Raw genomic sequence first — 16,377 nt, forward strand, 5'->3', positions numbered from 1 at the left:
ATGATTTTCAGATAAGGGATCCCCATGCCACTGCAATGCCGCATTCTTGATGATTACCAGAACGTTTCCCTTTCGCTGGCTGACTGGCGCTCACTGGCACCGCAGGTGGAATGCCAGGCGCTGACGGAACATATTGCTGATGAAAACACCCTCGCTGAAACCCTGAAAGACGCCGATATCGTCGTGATTATGCGTGAGCGCACACCGTTCACCGCCGCGCTGTTTACCCGTTTGCCCAAACTGAAACTGCTGATTACCTCCGGTATGCGCAATGCCTCAATAGATCTCGCGGCGGCGAAAAAGCATGGCGTGACGGTCTGTGGCACCGGCAGCGGGCAGTCTGCGCCGGTTGAGCTGACATGGGCACTGATCCTCGGGCTGGCGCGGCATCTGATGACTGAAAATAATGCATTTCGCCACAACGGCTCGTGGCAAAGCACGCTGGGTTTTGGCCTGAGCGGCAAACGTCTTGGTCTGCTGGGACTGGGAAAGATCGGTCAGAAGATGGCACATATCGCGCAGGCGTTCGGTATGGATGTGTGTGCGTGGAGCCAGAACCTGACCGCAGAACGCGCGGCGGAACAGGGTGTGACACTTTGTGCATCGAAAGAAGAATTACTGCAAACCAGCGATGTGGTGTCCATTCATCTGGTGCTCGGCGAACGCACGCGCGGCTTGCTGGGTGCGCAGGAACTGGCGCAGATGAAGCCCTCTGCCCTGCTGATTAATACCTCGCGCGCCGCGATTGTCGATCAGCCCGCCCTGCTCAGTGCGTTGCAAAACGGTGTGATTGCCGGTGCCGGACTGGATGTGTTTGATGTCGAGCCGCTGCCGGCAGATCATCCTTTCAGAACGCAACCCAACCTACTGGCGACGCCGCATCTGGGCTACGTTTCAGACGGCAATTATCAGGTGTATTTCACCGAAGCCGTCGAAGACATTCAGGCGTTTCTGGCCGGAAAACCGGTACGCGTTTTGGAATAAGGTAAACAACAGGCGTAAAAAAACCGGGCATCAACCCGGTTTTTGTATTCGGTCGCGACGAAACTACTTGGTTTCGTTGGCTTTGATTTCGCCCATTGCTTTCAGCTTTTTGGACATTTCACGACGTTCTTTCGACAGGTCCGCATTGCGGATGATGTAATCATCAACGCGATCTTCATAGTCGCCGCGCATGCTGGCAATGATCGCCTGAATTTCGTCGATGCTCATACCTGGTTTGATGTAATCACTCAGGTTGTCGAGCAGCAGAACACGTTTCTGGTTGTCACGGATTTTCTTTTCGTTGTCAGCAATTTCGCGTTGTAATTTGTTTTTACGACGGAAAATGCGCACAAACTCCAGAACGTCCTGGAAACTCGGCTTATTGATATTGTCCATTTTAACACCTTCGATTAAGTTACACAGATTCAGTGACTGACTTGTCGCAACCGCTTGTCCTGCCTTAACTGTCAGCTAGCAGAAGAGTAGCAAAGATCGGGCTGCGCGCTCAGATAATCGTCCAATAACGCCATCTTACCCGTTTTAGGCCACAGACAAAAATCCCTTCATGCTTTCGGCGTTTTACCGCTGATTATTTGAGCGTCTTCTTTTTGCATCGTCATGGTGATCAGGTCGCCCATAGCCCGCAGTTGTTCCGCCACCTGTGAGCTCAGCCACACGTAGCCATACACCTGCGCTTCCAGATGATTTGCCGCATTCATTTCCGCCATCAGCGCTTTCAGCTCTTCCGCAGATTCGTTGAGCTGATGATTGATCGTCAGTTCGTCGCCTCGCGTGCCGTTCATCAGCATCAGACTGAGCTTTTCCAGCGTATTGAGCATCAGCAGTTGCGCACTGCGCAGCGTGCGGGCATTGAGCATCAGGAAATGGCTTTCGCGCGAACTCCAGTAGGCATCGGCCAGCAGTTCCAGCGTGCACAACAGATTACGGCTCAGGGTCTGGATCGCATCAAACACTTCACGCGGAATATGCGATTCCTTACTGGCGGGAGCGAACAGAGCGCGCATCTTGACCATCTGCCCCATCGTCGTTTTCATTTTACCGTGCAGATGCGGGCGTTCGAGCATATTCGGCGATAACCACGCGCTGTAGAGTTTGTTCAGCGACATCAGGTAATCGGCCATCTGCATGCGCCAGTGAATAAACGCGCGCTGCGGATAAATACTGGCGAAAAGCAGCGCCAGCAGGGAACCGAAAATCACATCGCCGGAACGCCACAGCGCGGTATTCATATCGCCCGGCCCTGCGCCACACACCACCGCCAGCGTAATGCCGATCAGCAGCGCCATATACGGACGCTTGCCAAGGGTCAGATAGCCGCTGACAAACATCACAATCCCGCACCACACCAGCATCAGCGGAAAAGAGTACAGCTCGAGCCATAAGGCAATCAGCCCGGAAACGGAACCCAATACCGTGCCGGTAATGCGCTCCAGCACCCGCTGAAGCACGTTTCCCCAAAACGACATCGGTCCCATCACCACGACCAGGGTGATCAGCGGCCAGGTACCTTCGGGGATTTTCGTCAGACGGACAATCAGGAATGTCAGAATAAATGCCACCGCGATCCGCAGGGCGTGAGTCATTCTGTAATTACGGTAAATGACGTTATCCAGCGCAGAAATTTTCTTGTCGAGACGCACGTTGAGCCTGCCGTAAGGCGTAAATTCAAAGAAGGCGGTAGTTTAGCCGAGTTACCAGAGGGGATCACCCTGGTTTTTGTCAGGGATTTGGGGGATCGGTGCGGTATTGCGGAACAACGGGCAGATTTTGATGATGTGTTCCATGCCTGCGCATTTTGTCATGACTTCATTGTGGCGGATGGTATCCTAGTCGCCGTCGAGTTCATTCATTCCGCACTGATTAAGGTTATTTCCGTCATGTCAGACAAGCCGCAAAAAACTTTTTATTTTCATGATTACGAGACATTCGGTAAAAACCCGGCGCTGGATCGCCCGGCACAATTTGCCGGGGTGAGAACTGACGAAGATTTCAATATCATCGAAGAACCGCTGGTGATTTATTGCCGCCCTTCTGACGATTATCTGCCTGAACCTGAAGCGGTGATGATCACCGGTATTACGCCACAAGTGGCGCTGGAACGCGGCCTGATCGAAGCCGAGTTTACCGCGCAAATCCATAAAGCTTTCAGCGTACCGGGCACCTGCATTGTCGGATATAACAATATCCGTTTCGACGATGAAGTCAGCCGTAATATCCTTTATCGCAACTTTTACGATCCGTATGCTTATAGCTGGCAGAACGGCAATTCCCGCTGGGATTTGCTGGATGTGATGCGCGCCTGTTATGCACTGCGTCCGGAAGGCATCAACTGGCCGGAAAATGATGACGGTTTTCCGAGCTTCCGTCTGGAACATCTGACCAAAGCCAACGGCATTGAACACGAAAATGCCCATGACGCGATGGCCGACGTCTACGCCACTATCGCTATGGCAAAGCTGGTGAAACAGGCGCAACCACGTTTGTTCAGCTTCCTGCTCGAGCATCGCAGCAAACATAAACTCAATACCCTGATCGACATTCCTGCCATGGCCCCGCTGGTGCATGTTTCCGGTATGTTCGGCGCGGCGCGCGGGAATACCGCGTGGGTCGCACCACTGGCATGGCATCCTGAAAACAAGAACGCCGTGATCATGTGCGATCTGGCCGGTGATATGTCGACGCTGTTAGATCTCAATCCTGATGAGATGCGCGAACGTTTGTACAGCCGCCGCGAGGCGTTGCAGGCCGGGCAATCTCCGTTGCCGGTCAAGCTGGTGCACATCAACAAATGTCCGGTGCTGGCACCGGCCAAAACACTGTTGCCGGAAAATGCCGAACGGCTGGGTATTGACCGTCAGCGTTGTCTTGAGAATTTGCAGTTACTGCGTCAGAACCCGCAGGTGCGCGAGAAAGTGGTCACGATGTTTGCTGAAGCAGAGCCGTTTACGCCTTCCGATGACGTAGACGCCCGCCTTTACGACGGCTTTTTCAGCGATGCCGATCGCGCGGCCATGCGCATCATTGTGGAAACCCGTCCGGAGAACCTTCCCGCGCTGGATCTGACCTTTAATGATTCCCGCATCGAACCGCTGTTGTTTCGTTTCCGCGCCCGCAACTACCCTGCCACGCTGACCGATGCCGAACAGAAACGCTGGATGTTGCATCGCCAGGAGAAACTCACAGACGAGCGTGTGCAGGCGTACATTTTAGAGCTTGAATCGCTCTATAACTTGCATGAGGGAGATGTTGAGAAGATGGCGCTTCTCAAGGCGCTGTTTGAATACGGGAAGAAACTGGTGGGTTAATTTTTGGGGATTCCCGAACAACCCCTTCCGGAATAGTGAGAATTTCGGTTTTTCAAAAGCAGTTCCCATGCGGCTTTTTGTGCCGAAACCGACGAGAGAGGAAAGTGCTTTTCCTCTCTCGACTCTCCTCGCTTTTTTCACTGCGCGCTTCGCTGGTCACAATGTTTCAGGTAGCACAGCGACAGGCTGGAAATCTTGCCGCTGCGCGGTTCCTTCTCTCGGTCTTCGAGCCACAGGTCTCGAAGCCGCTCCGTTCAGCAAGATTTCTGAACCGCCCGCACGATCTCAAATTCAAAGTCGGATTGTTTTTCATCTTTTAGAAAAGTGTATTGGCGTGATCAAAAATGGCACCGAATGAACGGTTCGAGACCCAAGGCTCGACACCTGAAATGAGGGAATCGCGAAGCGATGACATTTTACGCCACTCACTGTTGCCGGGAAATATGTCCGTCATGCCTGCGGTAGCGCGTGTTGAAAAAAGCGGGGGGACTGCAAAGGGGGAAAGCACTTCCCCCTTTGTTCGGTTTCGGCGCGACACATTCAATAATCACCGTTCGTGAGAAACCGAAATATTCTCGATCAGATTTGAAAAGTCGCAATCACAGCAACCTCTGCAAAGTAGAGCCGCCATTGCAGCGGCCTTTCTGCAAAGAAAGTTTCCTGCCCTTTTCAAAGGGCAAAAATTACGCTTCCGGCGCAATCTCACCGCTCATCTGCGGTGGCTGCTTACGAAACGCATTGGTGATGAACGCCAGATATCCGAGGCCAATCGCGCCCCAGACTAAGCCCAGAGTCATCGAACTCGATTCCAGATTCAGCCACAACGCACCGACGGTCAGCGCACCAATCACCGGCAGGATCAGGTAACTGATGTGATCTTTCAGCGTACGGTTACGTTTTTCACGGATGTAGAACTGTGAAATTACCGACAGGTTCACGAAGGTGAACGCCACCAGCGCACCGAAGTTAATCAGCGCGGTCGCTGTCACCAGATCAAAGGTTATCGCAGACATCGCCACAACACCGACCAGCAATACGTTGAACGTCGGGGTACGCCATTTCGGATGCACGTAACCGAACAGTTTTTCCGGGAACACGCCATCGCGGCCCATTACGTACAGCAGACGGGAAACACCCGCATGTGCGGCCATGCCTGATGCCAGAACGGTTACACAACTGAAGCACAGAATGACGGACTGGAAGAACTTACCTGCCACGTACAGCATGATTTCAGGCTGAGACGCGTCCGGATCTTTAAAGCGCGAGATGTCCGGGAAATACAGTTGCAGGAAGTAAGACACCACCACGAAGATGATGCCGCCAATCAGCGCGGTCAGGAAAATCGCTTTCGGAATGACTTTGCCTGCGTTTGGCGTTTCTTCTGACAGTGAACTGATACCGTCAAATCCCAGGAATGAGAAGCACAGAATGGTCGCACCGGTAATCATCGGCACTACATGCGCATTTTCACTGAAGAACGGCTTAGTGGTTGCCAGCGTACCCATCCCCTCGCCCATATAAACGCCACGGACTAACAGACCCAGGAACACCACCATGATCGCCACCTGCACCACAACGATAATGCTGTTCAGGTTCGCCACAATCTTGATGCCGCGCAGGTTGAAGGCGGTCATCATGCCGACCAGCGCCACCACAAATATCCATGACGGCACGCCAGGGAAAATGGCTTCCAGATAGATTTTCGCCAGCAGGATGTTGATCATCGGCATGAACAGGTAGTCCAGCAGTGATGACCAGCCGACCATAAAGCCGACGTGCGGGCTGATAGCTTTTTGCGCGTAAGTGTAAGCAGAACCGGCAGACGGGAAACGCTGCACCAGTTTGCCGTAGCTCACGGCAGTAAACAGAACGGCGATCAGCGCGAAGATGTACGCTGTCGCGACGTGACCATCGGTCAGGCCGGAAACAATGCCGAACGTATCGAAAATGGTCATCGGTTGCAGATAGGCAAGCCCCATCATGACAACCTGAACCAGTGTCAGGGTTTTACGCAGTTGTACACGCTGAGTGGCCGGAGCGGCAGATGCATTAGCAGACATGGTTCAGCCCTCCCTGGATTGCAGACACCGGGCGCTTAAACGCCTCTGAAAGCAACGTACAGGGAAAACTTCGGGAGTTATTACCAGTAAACGGGGGGTAGATCTTCACGTCGCTGAACGCGGAGGTGAAGGCTGTGCGAATGTGACCGCAACTGACAGAAGCACCGGCAGGCACCGGTACAGGTTTGAAGTATTGCCCCATATTACATTTCCTCATAGTGGCGACCGTTTTTAATTTGGGATCGCACACGAACCTTGTTATCTATCCGGATCTGGGTCCGGCCTCTGTTGAATTAGTTTGGGTACTGCATATACAAAAAAAATAACCGGCGCCTTTAAGCGTCGGTTATCTGCAGTGCGGCGTATTTTGCACAAATCACGCATGAATGACAACATTCACAGGCGTTGCGTTACAAATTCTTTTCCAGTATTGAACATAATGCGCGTATTCGTTAACCGTGCTACGCGTTGCGGAGCATCCAGTCTATCTCCGTTTCCGTCACCCTTCTCTCGAACTGCAACAGTTCATCGGATTTACAGGTGTGATAGACGTGTGAGAAACGTTCGCCGAGGATTTTCTTCAGCGCGGGCTGATCGTCAAAATCATACAGCGCATCGCTCTGGCGGATAGGCAGCGGAATACCTTCCTGTTCCAGACCGTTACCGGTGACCGGTTCGGGTAACGGCAAATCGTTGTCCAGACCATACAGCATGCCCGCCAGTACGGTGGCGACCACTAAATACGGGTTAGCATCGGCACCGGCCACGCGATATTCCACGCGGTGATCGGCGGTTCCGCTGCAAGGAACACGCAGGGCAACGGTACGGTTATTGTGCCCCCACGACGCCTGCGTCGGCACATACATGCCCGGCTGGAAGCGGCGGAAGGAATTGACGTTTGGCGCCAGCACCGCCATAGAGGCCGGCATCAGTGCAATCATGCCAGCGAGCGCGCGTTTCATCAGTTCAGAATCTTCGCCACTGGCATTGGCAAACAGGTTTTTACCGTTGTCGTCGAGCACGCTGAGATGGATGTGCATCCCGCTGCCCGCATATTCATCGTAAGGTTTCGCCATAAAGGTGGCGTCCATATCGTGATTTTCCGCCACCAGACGCACCAGACGTTTGAGCATCAGGGCGTAATCACAGGCGCGCAGAATATTTTCGCTGTGGTGCAGATTGATTTCGAACTGGCCCGGTGAGGATTCCGCCACCGCGCCATCCGCAGGTAACCCCTGAATGTGCGCCAGACGATCAATGTCACTGAGCACATCCGCAAAGTGATCGAGATTATCGACGGAGTAAACCTGAGTATGCATGCTGCGTTCCTGCGTCCCCGGGGTGCAGGGTGGCTGAATATAGCCTTCCGCATCACGCTGCCTGTCGAGCAGATAGAACTCCAGCTCTACCGCTACCACCGGGAACAGGCCCCGCTGGCGCAATGTTTGCCAGATATGATTAAGCACATTGCGTGGTTCAACGTTAAAGGGAGTGCCATCTTCGTCAAGCATGGTCAGAAGCAACTGGCCGGTATGTTCAGGGTCGGAAGCCGATGGCGTTAAGGTTCCGGGAACCGGCACACAGGTGCGGTCGGGTTCGCCCAGTTCCTGGCCTAGTCCGGCTTCTTCCACAACATTACCGAGAATGTCCATGGCGAAGACCGATGCCGGGAAATAACAACCTTTTTCGAGTTTACGGAGTGCTGAGACGGGAATGCGTTTGCCGCGGAAGGAGCCATTGAGATCGGTGAGCAGGACGTCGACGTGAAGGGTTTGCGGGTGACGCTCCAGGTATTGGGATACTTCATCCTGGAACGCGCTACTTCGCTCTTCAACGTGCTTAGCGAGGGGCTCGGTCCCGCTAATCTCTTTCTTAATTTCATTCATCAGTTCAGTCGCTTGCATAGGTTTTCCGCCATTTGCTGGTTTCCGGCATATCAGGCTCCAACAGGGTGCCAGCCGGTTATCTTTACCGGGTCATCACTTTGTTCAACGCTGTGCTCTCATGGAGTGGGGATCCTCTCAGTTTTTTACTCAAAGCTCTTTTATGCTCAAACCGTTTATTGCTCAAAATAACGGCCATATCATTAACCCTAGCCTTAACATTAATTATTTGCAACATGTACATTACCGCAACATATCAGTTTGAAAAGCGACCTGAGCGCTGCTAAATTGGTCAATATAAGGTCAATATTCTGAGCAGTAACGTGCGGGGAGGCACGTACTGTCAGCCAATTCATCTACTCAACGAGGCGGTATTATGGGCAATATATTTTCCACGGCATCTGCGGGAAAAGAGACGCGCTACAGACCGGTCATTGGGGTAGTCATGTGTAAAAACATCGTTGATGAAAATCCTGCCCTGACTGTCCACGAAAAGTATCTGGACGCCATTTTCAACGCCGATGCCCTTCCCGTTTGTCTGCCACATGAACTGGCAGCGCGCGAAGGCGCGATAGACCAGATTCTGCGCGGTCTCGACGGCATCTTCCTCACCGGCAGCCCCAGCAATATTGAGCCTCATCAGTACGGTGAAGAAGGTGTCGAGGAGCAGGCCGATCCCGGCCGTGACCGCCTGAGTTTGCAGTTGATCCGCGCGACGCTGGATAAAAAAATCCCGTTGTTCGCCGCCTGTCGCGGATTGCAGGAACTGGTGGTTGCCACCGGCGGCAGTTTGCACCGTAAAGTGCAGGACGTGCCGGGCTATATGGATCACCGCGAAGACACCACCTTGCCGCACGACAATCAGTATGATCTCGTGCATCCGGTACATATCGAACCGGGCGGCTTACTTTCGGAATTATTACCCGATTATCAGCAGTTTCAGGTGAACTCCCTTCACGGTCAGGGAGCCAACCGTCTGGGTGACATACTGACCGTGGAAGCACGCGCACCGGACAATCTGGTGGAAGCCGTGAGTGTCCGCAATCATCCGTTTGCCCTTGGTGTGCAGTGGCATCCGGAATGGCACAGTCTGACCGACCCGGTGTCGCGTCAGCTGTTTAACGCTTTTATCGCTGCCTGTCGCAAGGGCCATCAGGCCCGGAGCGCACGAGAGGAATAAACGGATGAGCGAAGTCAGTCTGGCGCCTGGTCGCCGGCTTTCTGAAATTCGCCAGCAACTCGGGATGTCACAGCGCAAAGCCGCCGAGTTGTCTGGCCTGACACACAGCGCCATCAGCACCATCGAACAGGATAAAGTCAGCCCCGCCGTCAGTACGTTGCAAAAGTTATTGAGGGTTTACGGGCTGTCACTTTCGGAGTTTTTCGCCGAAGAACATAAAAGTAACGCGCCGCGTATCGTGATTAATGCGGCGGATTTAATTGAAATCGGCAGCCGCGGCGTGTCCATGCGCATGGTCCACAACGGCACGCCAAACCATACCGTTGCCATGTTGCTGGAAACCTATCAGCCCGGCAGCACCACAGGTGACAAAATCAAACATCAGGGTGAGGAAGTCGGCACCCTGTTAGAAGGAGAAATCATCTTAACCGTCAACGGTCAGAGTTACCCGCTGCGTGCGGGGCAAAGTTATGCCATTAACACCGCGAACCCTCATAGTTTCAGTAATATTTCGACGCGGATTTGCAGGATTGTCAGCGCGCATACCCCTAATACCTTCTAGTTGTCATCGGCTCCGGGCGTGGCAACGGGAACCCGAAGAAGGATGTCATCATGACTGCTCAAACAGGAAGTCCCCGCGCTGCCGGTGTGCCGCACACCGACAGCTATTACGCCGGTTCTGTCAACGACCACGCCCCGTGGCCGGAACTGACAGACAATATTGAGTGCGATGTCTGCATTGTCGGTGCCGGTTTTACCGGCATTTCTTCTGCTTTATATCTGTGTGAAGCCGGTTACGATGTGGTGGTGCTTGAGGCCGCACGGGTCGGCTGGGGCGCCAGCGGGCGTAACGGCGGGCAGGTGGTCAACTCTTACAGCCGCGATATTGATGTGATTGAAGACCGCTACGGACGGCAGACCGCTGATATGCTCGGCAGCATGATGTTTGAAGGGGCGAACATCATCCGTCAGCGCATCGATCAGTATGCCATCGACTGTGACTATCGCCCCGGCTGTATTTTTGCCGCGCTGAGTGCACGCCAGCTTTCGAAACTGCGCGACCAGCAAAAGCTGTGGAACCGTTACGGCCATACTGAACTGACCCTGCTGGATGAAACCGCCGTGCGGCGCGAAATCGCCACCGACCGTTACGTCGGCGGGCTGCTGGATAAAAATGGCGGCCACCTTCATCCGCTGAATCTGGTGCTGGGCGAAGCCGAAGCGGTGCGGCGTCATGGTGGGCGTATATTTGAAGGATCGGCAGTCACGCGCATTGACCACGGCGAACCAGCGTTAGTGCACACGGCCAAAGGTCAGGTCAGCGCCAAATATGTGATTCTGGCGGGCAACGCCTATCTGAGTCAGCAGCTTGCGCCGCGCCTCACGCGTCTCAGCATGCCGTGTGGCTCGCAGATTGTCGCCACAGAACCGCTGTCGGATGACATGGCACTCTCACTGTTGCCCAACAATTACTGCGTGGAAGACTGCAATTATCTGCTCGATTATTTCCGTCTCACCGCTGACAACCGGATGCTGTACGGCGGCGGTGTGACCTACGGCGGTAAAAATCCGCCGAATATCGATTCGGTGATCCTGCCCAAACTTAACCGCACCTTTCCGCAGCTTAAAGGCGTCAAGATTGATTACCGCTGGGGCGGCAATTTCCTGCTGACGTTATCGCGCCTGCCGCAATTTGGCCGGCTGGAAAATAACATCTATTACATGCAGGGTGACAGCGGGCATGGCGTGACGCTGACGCATCTGGCCGGGAAACTCATCACCGAAATGCTGCGCGGAGACGCCGAACGTTTTGATGCGTTCGCCCGTTTACCGCATATGCCGTTCTTCGGTGGCCGCAATTTCCAGGTGCCATTTACCATGCTGGGCGCAGCGTATTATTCCCTGCGCGACCGCCTGGGCGTGTAATCCTTTCATCCTGCAAAGCCCCGCAGTTTAACTGCGGGGAAATCCCTGTGTCAGCCTTTACCCGCCACCGGAAATTCGCTGTCAGTGCCGACTTCGGGCAACTCATTCAGATCTGGCTCGATCCCTTGCGAAATGTAATCTTTTGCCGCAATCGACTGTTCATTGCCTTGTGCGTCGCGGATAAGCACATGTTTGATCGCGCCATCTTTCATCACCTCACGGTGTACACCGGTAAATTCACTCATTGTGGTTTCCTTTTTGATGAACTGCACGTAGACATCGCTCATCTTTAAGCATAGTTTTTTATTCTTAAGTGCAACTAATAAAAATCCTAAATGACCTCAGCAACGCGCTCATTTTCCTGATAAATTAGAGGTATTGTCACTGATGACGACACCGCACGCCCCCGCACCACTCATGCCTTACAAGGAGAACGCTCTTGGACGCCAGCACGATTAATACTCTTTTCTTTATTGGCGCCCTGTTAGTCGCAGCGAGCATTTTGCTCAGTTCGTTCTCTTCTAAGCTTGGCATCCCTATTTTAGTCATTTTCCTGGCGATCGGCATGCTGGCAGGCATCGACGGAATTGGCGGCATTGCGTTTGATAATTACCCCGCCGCCTATCTGGTCAGCAACCTGGCGCTGGCGGTGATTTTGCTCGACGGCGGCATGCGTACCCGCGCCTCTTCCTTTCGTGTGGCCCTGTGGCCCGCGCTGTCGCTGGCGACGGTCGGCGTTCTGATTACCGCCGGTCTGACCGGGCTGGCCGCCGCGTGGTTATTCAATATCAACCTGATGCAGGGTTTACTGATTGGCGCGATTATCGGTTCAACCGATGCGGCAGCCGTCTTCTCGCTGATTGGCGGTAAAGGTCTGAACGAACGTGTCAGCGCCACGCTGGAAATTGAATCCGGCAGCAACGACCCGATGGCGGTATTCCTGACCATCACCCTGATCGACATGATTTCCAAAGGTGAACACGGCCTGAGCCTGATGTTTGTGGTGGATGTGGTGCGCCAGTTTGGCCTCGGCATTGTGTTTGGTGTCGGCGGCGGCTGGCTGCTGCACAAGCTGATTAATAAGATCACGCTGGCGGCCGGGCTGTATCCGCTGCTGGCGTTCAGCGGTGGTTTGCTGGTGTACGCGGCAACCATGTCACTGGAAGGCAGCGGCATTCTGGCGGTGTATCTGTGCGGCCTGATGCTCGGCAATATGCCCATCCGCAACCGTCACGGTATTTTGCAAACCTTCGACGGGCTGGCATGGCTCAGCCAGATTGGTATGTTCCTGGTGCTCGGTTTGCTGCTGACGCCCAGCGATCTGTTGCCGATTGCCATCGCGGCGCTGGCGCTGTCATTGTGGATGATCCTGCTGGCACGCCCGCTGTCGGTGTTTGTCAGCCTGATCCCGTTCAAAAACTTTACCCTGCGCGAACGCTTCTTTATCTCGTGGGTTGGCTTGCGCGGTGCGGTACCGATCATTCTGGCGGTATTCCCGATGATGGCCGGACTGCCTAATGCCACGCTGTATTTTAATGTCGCCTTCTTTATCGTGCTGGTCTCCTTGCTGCTTCAGGGGACGTCATTAGGCTTTGCGGCCAAAAAAGCCAAAGTGCTGGTGCCGCCGCAACCGACGCCGATTTCCCGCGTCGGTCTGGATATCGATGTGTATAACGACTGGGAGCAGTTCGTGTATCAGCTCGGCTCCGATAAATGGTGCGTCGGCGCGGCACTGCGTGATCTGCAAATGCCGCAGGCGACACGGATTGCAGCGCTGTTCCGTGGCAAAGAGATGCTGCATCCGACCGGCAGTACACGGCTGAAGGAAGGCGATATTCTGTGTGTCATCGGACAGGAAAAAGATTTACCGGAGCTGGGCAAGCTGTTCAGTGACAGCAATAAAGTGGTGCTTGATGATCGTTTCTTCGGTGATTTCATTCTGCAGGCCGATGCCCCGCTGGATGCGATTTCTCAGTTATATGGTCTGAATCTGGAAGACACCGTGGATCAGTCGCAAACCCTGGGACATTTCGTCATTAAGCTGCTCGGAGGCGAACCGGTGATCGGTGACCATATCGAATGGGACGGACTGACGTGGACGATTGCGGAAATGGAAGGAAATCGGGTGAGTAAGGTCGGCGTGAGGATTGTGACGCAGAAGGCTTGAATTCCGGCTCCTTCCCCTCTCACGAGGGGAAGGAAAACGTATTACTGAGCAGCCTGCGGGTCTTTGTCGTAGTCTGAACAGGACTGATAACCTTTGTTCATGACATGACCGGTGTCGTTAAAGCTGACGAAGTAGGTCTGTGCTTTACCATCACGCGGGGCGACCGCATAAGTCTGACAAGTCCCTTTGGCGTGGATCAGCGTCGCTTCCGTTGACGGTGGCCCTGCAATGGCACGAACCTGCGATTTCGTCATCCCGACTTTAACATCGCTGACTACCGGTTCTTTAACGTAACTCGCCGCACGGTCATAAGTCTGACACCCTGCCAGTACCGAAACTGCTGTAGCAACCACAAGTAACATTTTCTTGTTCATAACTTCTCCTCCTGAGTATTTTTGTATTGTTAAGCATAGAAGACATAAGGGATTTAGCCAGCCGATATGACTTCTATTTATTAATTGCACCATATTTTAAGTTTTTTCTGATAACCGGAATGGAGATTTTTAGCGCGGCCTGACATGCATTTTTATGTGTGCAAAAAGAAGATATTCAGGGCTTTTTGATCTATACATGAAAGAGGTAAGCCATTGATTGCTCGACAAGGAGCTATTACTGATGCATTTGGATCGACGCCGGTTTGTGACTTTGCTGGGTGTTATAGCCCTGATGCCGATACCCCAAACGGGCTTCGCGACTCCCCGGGAGGTTGTCATGGATACTCTGCGGATTGATAAACCCGACGGCGGTGTGCCGAATAATACGTTACCGGTGCTGATTTATCACCGCGTCATTCCGCCTGATACCGCCGATAATGCCGACTATCTCGAACACCTTTTCCGCGCCAACGGCTGGCCGCCGCAGTGGCGTTATCCCGTCTATACCTTTACGCATTTTCATTCCAACACACCTGAAGTGCTGGGTGTTTTTGCCGGTACGGCGAAGCTGCAACTGGGCGGCGAGCACGGCAATATTATCGAAGTGAAAGTCGGCGATGTGTTACTGCTTCCGGCCGGAATCGGCCATAAACAGATTTCTGCCGATGACGATTTTATGCTGGTCGGCGCGTATCCGCCGGGCATCAAAGCCGATTTATGCCATGACGAATTGCCGCAACTGGCGGCTCGCACCAAAGCGGTGAACGCCGTCCCGCTGCCCGCGACGGATCCGGTGACCGGACACAGCGAAGGCAGCATGCTGGTGTGGCATCAGAAATAACCGGGCATCACGCGGCGGTCAGGGCAAACCGCGCCACGGCTTTTTCCAGACGCTGCGACTGGTCCAGCAACTGCTGGGAAGATGCCGCCGCATGATCCGCCAGTTTGCCGTTTTGCAGCGTCACATGATTAAGCGCGGTAATGCGTTCGGAGACATCGTGAACACTTTGCCCCTGATACAACGTCGCTGCCGAAATCTCACTGACTAACGTGCTCAGGCCGTTGAAGATATGAATTATCTCTTCCAGACTTTGCCCCAGCACCGTAACGGATGCCGAACCGCGATCAATTTGCTGCACGGAATCATCAATCAGCTGGTGAATGCCACGCGTCGAATGGCTGCTCTTTTGCGCCAGCAGACCGATTTCTTTCGCCACCACCGCAAACCCGCGTCCGTGCTGTCCGGCATGCGCCGCTTCAATCGCCGCATTCAGCGCCAGAATATTGGTCTGAAACGCCACGCTGTCGATCATTGAGACAATACTGCTCATTTCTGAAGACTGGCTGACAATCTCTTTCATCGCGGTATCCACCTGTCCCATCACTTCCCCGCCGCGCGTCGCCACGCCTTTCGCCTGCTCGGCGCGTTGACTGGCCTGCAACGCATAGGCGGCGTTTTCTTTCACACGTTCATTAAGATGGGTGATGTGTTCAGTGGCAGCGCTGAGTTCTTCGCTCTGAATGGCGGCCTGTGCCGATAATTCCTCGTTACCCTTTGCCATCTGATTGATATTGATCATGATATGCGAGGAGGCATCGCGCACTTCACTGACCAGTTTTTGCAGGCCGTGCTGCATGTTGCGCAGGCTGACACCCAGCTCGCGGACTTCAATCACCCGCGCGTGGTCATCTTCGACATCGCGCGATAAATCCCCGGCGGCCAGCACGCTGATGTGCCCGATCATGCGTTGCAACGGACGGATAATCCACGCAGACACACCGCGCCAGACCAGCACCGCAATCACCGCCAGAATGACCAGCGCGCCCATAAACAGCGTTTTCGCCTGCGTCAGCGCGTTGAGTAAGCGGTCGCTCAGGGACACCGCTGTGTGCTCATTAACCGCCAGATAAGCATAATATTTCTGGCTGAAGTCATCCTGAAACGCCTGGATCGGCACTTCAAAGAAGGAATCAATATTGTTGTTCTTTTGCAGACCGTTCGCCTGTTCCCGCAAGCCGTCGTAGAACATCTGATAGCTGGATTTCAGCTCGGTGGCAGCCGTATCGGCGTTTTTCGTCATACCTTCGAATTGTGCAAACGCTTTTTGCGACGCGGCAAGCGAACCCAGCGATTCTTCCATCAGGCTGTTCCAGCTCCCGACCGAGCCGGTTTCTTTATCCTGCATGTAATAAATACCGGCACGGTTCAGTTTGTCGCTGGCCATCAGCAGTTCCATACGGGCTTTATCCATGACGGCTTGCTGCTGACGCAGACTTTCGGTCGCAATAACGTTGTTATGTGCATCCTGCAGGATTTTGGTGAGCACCACGGTGGAGAAGATTTGCAAAGCAGAAAACAGGGCGATAACGCAAATTACCCCGAAAAGGATCCCCCGTGGACGTTTGATGAAACCCGATCGAAACAATCTGTTGAATGGTATTTTACCAATAAGTGAACGAGAAGTTAAATTCATGAT

At 53.7% G+C, this 16,377-nt stretch carries 14 protein-coding genes; 7 read left to right on the forward strand and 7 right to left on the reverse strand.

Going from position 1 to position 16,377, the window contains the following annotated elements; all coding sequences use genetic code 11:
- Nucleotides 1-24 precede the first annotated feature (24 nt).
- Nucleotides 25-984, forward strand: coding sequence for a D-2-hydroxyacid dehydrogenase family protein (locus ABIC79_RS03910; RefSeq protein ID WP_037035969.1), 960 nt, complete (start codon nt 25-27; stop codon nt 982-984).
- A gap of 63 nt (nt 985-1,047) precedes the next feature.
- Here the strand turns inward: ABIC79_RS03910 and ABIC79_RS03915 are convergent, their stop codons facing one another.
- Both ABIC79_RS03915 and ABIC79_RS03920 read right to left on the reverse strand, forming a co-directional pair.
- On the reverse strand, nt 1,048-1,380 hold the full coding sequence (locus ABIC79_RS03915) for a DUF496 family protein (protein ID WP_013574907.1): 333 nt from the start codon (nt 1,378-1,380) through the stop codon (nt 1,048-1,050).
- 167 nt (nt 1,381-1,547) lie between these two features.
- Complete coding sequence (locus ABIC79_RS03920) at nt 1,548-2,645, reverse strand: FUSC family protein (protein WP_013574906.1); 1,098 nt, start codon at nt 2,643-2,645, stop codon at nt 1,548-1,550.
- 237 nt (nt 2,646-2,882) lie between these two features.
- Here ABIC79_RS03920 and sbcB point away from each other — a divergent pair, with 237 nt between their 5' ends.
- Nucleotides 2,883-4,310 (forward strand): exodeoxyribonuclease I, encoded by a 1,428-nt coding sequence (sbcB, locus tag ABIC79_RS03925; RefSeq protein WP_015689632.1) that lies wholly within the window; start codon nt 2,883-2,885, stop codon nt 4,308-4,310.
- A gap of 683 nt (nt 4,311-4,993) precedes the next feature.
- On the opposite strand, the gene ABIC79_RS03930 is transcribed toward sbcB, so the two are convergent.
- Nucleotides 4,994-6,370, reverse strand: a complete 1,377-nt coding sequence (locus tag ABIC79_RS03930) for an APC family permease (RefSeq protein ID WP_013574904.1) — start codon at nt 6,368-6,370, stop codon at nt 4,994-4,996.
- A 461-nt stretch (nt 6,371-6,831) separates the two neighbouring features.
- Entirely contained in the window at nt 6,832-8,256 is a 1,425-nt protein-coding gene (locus tag ABIC79_RS03935) for a glutamine synthetase family protein (protein ID WP_051931116.1), read from the reverse strand.
- Between the two features lie 373 nt (nt 8,257-8,629).
- Here ABIC79_RS03935 and puuD point away from each other — a divergent pair, with 373 nt between their 5' ends.
- From puuD to ABIC79_RS03950, 3 genes are read left to right on the forward strand one after another with little or no spacing between them, the layout of a single operon-like run.
- A complete protein-coding gene (gene puuD / locus ABIC79_RS03940; protein ID WP_015689631.1) occupies nt 8,630-9,433 on the forward strand; it encodes a gamma-glutamyl-gamma-aminobutyrate hydrolase in 804 nt (267 codons plus the stop codon).
- 4 nt (nt 9,434-9,437) lie between these two features.
- Nucleotides 9,438-9,995 (forward strand): HTH-type transcriptional regulator PuuR, encoded by a 558-nt coding sequence (puuR, locus tag ABIC79_RS03945; protein WP_013574900.1) that lies wholly within the window; start codon nt 9,438-9,440, stop codon nt 9,993-9,995.
- A gap of 50 nt (nt 9,996-10,045) precedes the next feature.
- Entirely contained in the window at nt 10,046-11,359 is a 1,314-nt protein-coding gene (locus ABIC79_RS03950) for an NAD(P)/FAD-dependent oxidoreductase (RefSeq protein ID WP_051931096.1), read from the forward strand.
- A 50-nt stretch (nt 11,360-11,409) separates the two neighbouring features.
- On the opposite strand, the gene ABIC79_RS03955 is transcribed toward ABIC79_RS03950, so the two are convergent.
- A complete protein-coding gene (locus ABIC79_RS03955; protein WP_037036572.1) occupies nt 11,410-11,604 on the reverse strand; it encodes a hypothetical protein in 195 nt (64 codons plus the stop codon).
- Nucleotides 11,605-11,798: 194 nt separating this feature from the next.
- Between ABIC79_RS03955 and ABIC79_RS03960 the strand changes: the two genes are divergently transcribed.
- The gene (locus tag ABIC79_RS03960; protein ID WP_013574897.1) at nt 11,799-13,526 is read left to right on the forward strand and encodes a potassium/proton antiporter; all 1,728 of its coding nucleotides are present in this window, start codon (nt 11,799-11,801) and stop codon (nt 13,524-13,526) included.
- A gap of 41 nt (nt 13,527-13,567) precedes the next feature.
- Here ABIC79_RS03960 and osmE read toward each other — a convergent pair whose 3' ends face one another.
- Nucleotides 13,568-13,900 carry an osmotically-inducible lipoprotein OsmE gene (gene osmE, locus ABIC79_RS03965; RefSeq protein WP_013574896.1) on the reverse strand — a complete coding sequence of 111 codons (333 nt, stop codon included), beginning with the start codon at nt 13,898-13,900 and terminating at the stop codon, nt 13,568-13,570.
- Nucleotides 13,901-14,141: 241 nt separating this feature from the next.
- Between osmE and ABIC79_RS03970 the strand changes: the two genes are divergently transcribed.
- Nucleotides 14,142-14,741: a cupin gene (locus ABIC79_RS03970; protein WP_379671846.1), complete on the forward strand. Its 600-nt coding sequence runs from the start codon at nt 14,142-14,144 to the stop codon at nt 14,739-14,741.
- Between the two features lie 7 nt (nt 14,742-14,748).
- On the opposite strand, the gene ABIC79_RS03975 is transcribed toward ABIC79_RS03970, so the two are convergent.
- Nucleotides 14,749-16,374 (reverse strand): methyl-accepting chemotaxis protein, encoded by a 1,626-nt coding sequence (locus tag ABIC79_RS03975; RefSeq protein WP_354566582.1) that lies wholly within the window; start codon nt 16,372-16,374, stop codon nt 14,749-14,751.
- Nucleotides 16,375-16,377: the final 3 nt, after the last annotated feature.

This window comes from Rahnella sp. 2050 (genome assembly GCF_040544515.1).
GTDB lineage: Bacteria > Pseudomonadota > Gammaproteobacteria > Enterobacterales > Enterobacteriaceae > Rahnella > Rahnella aceris.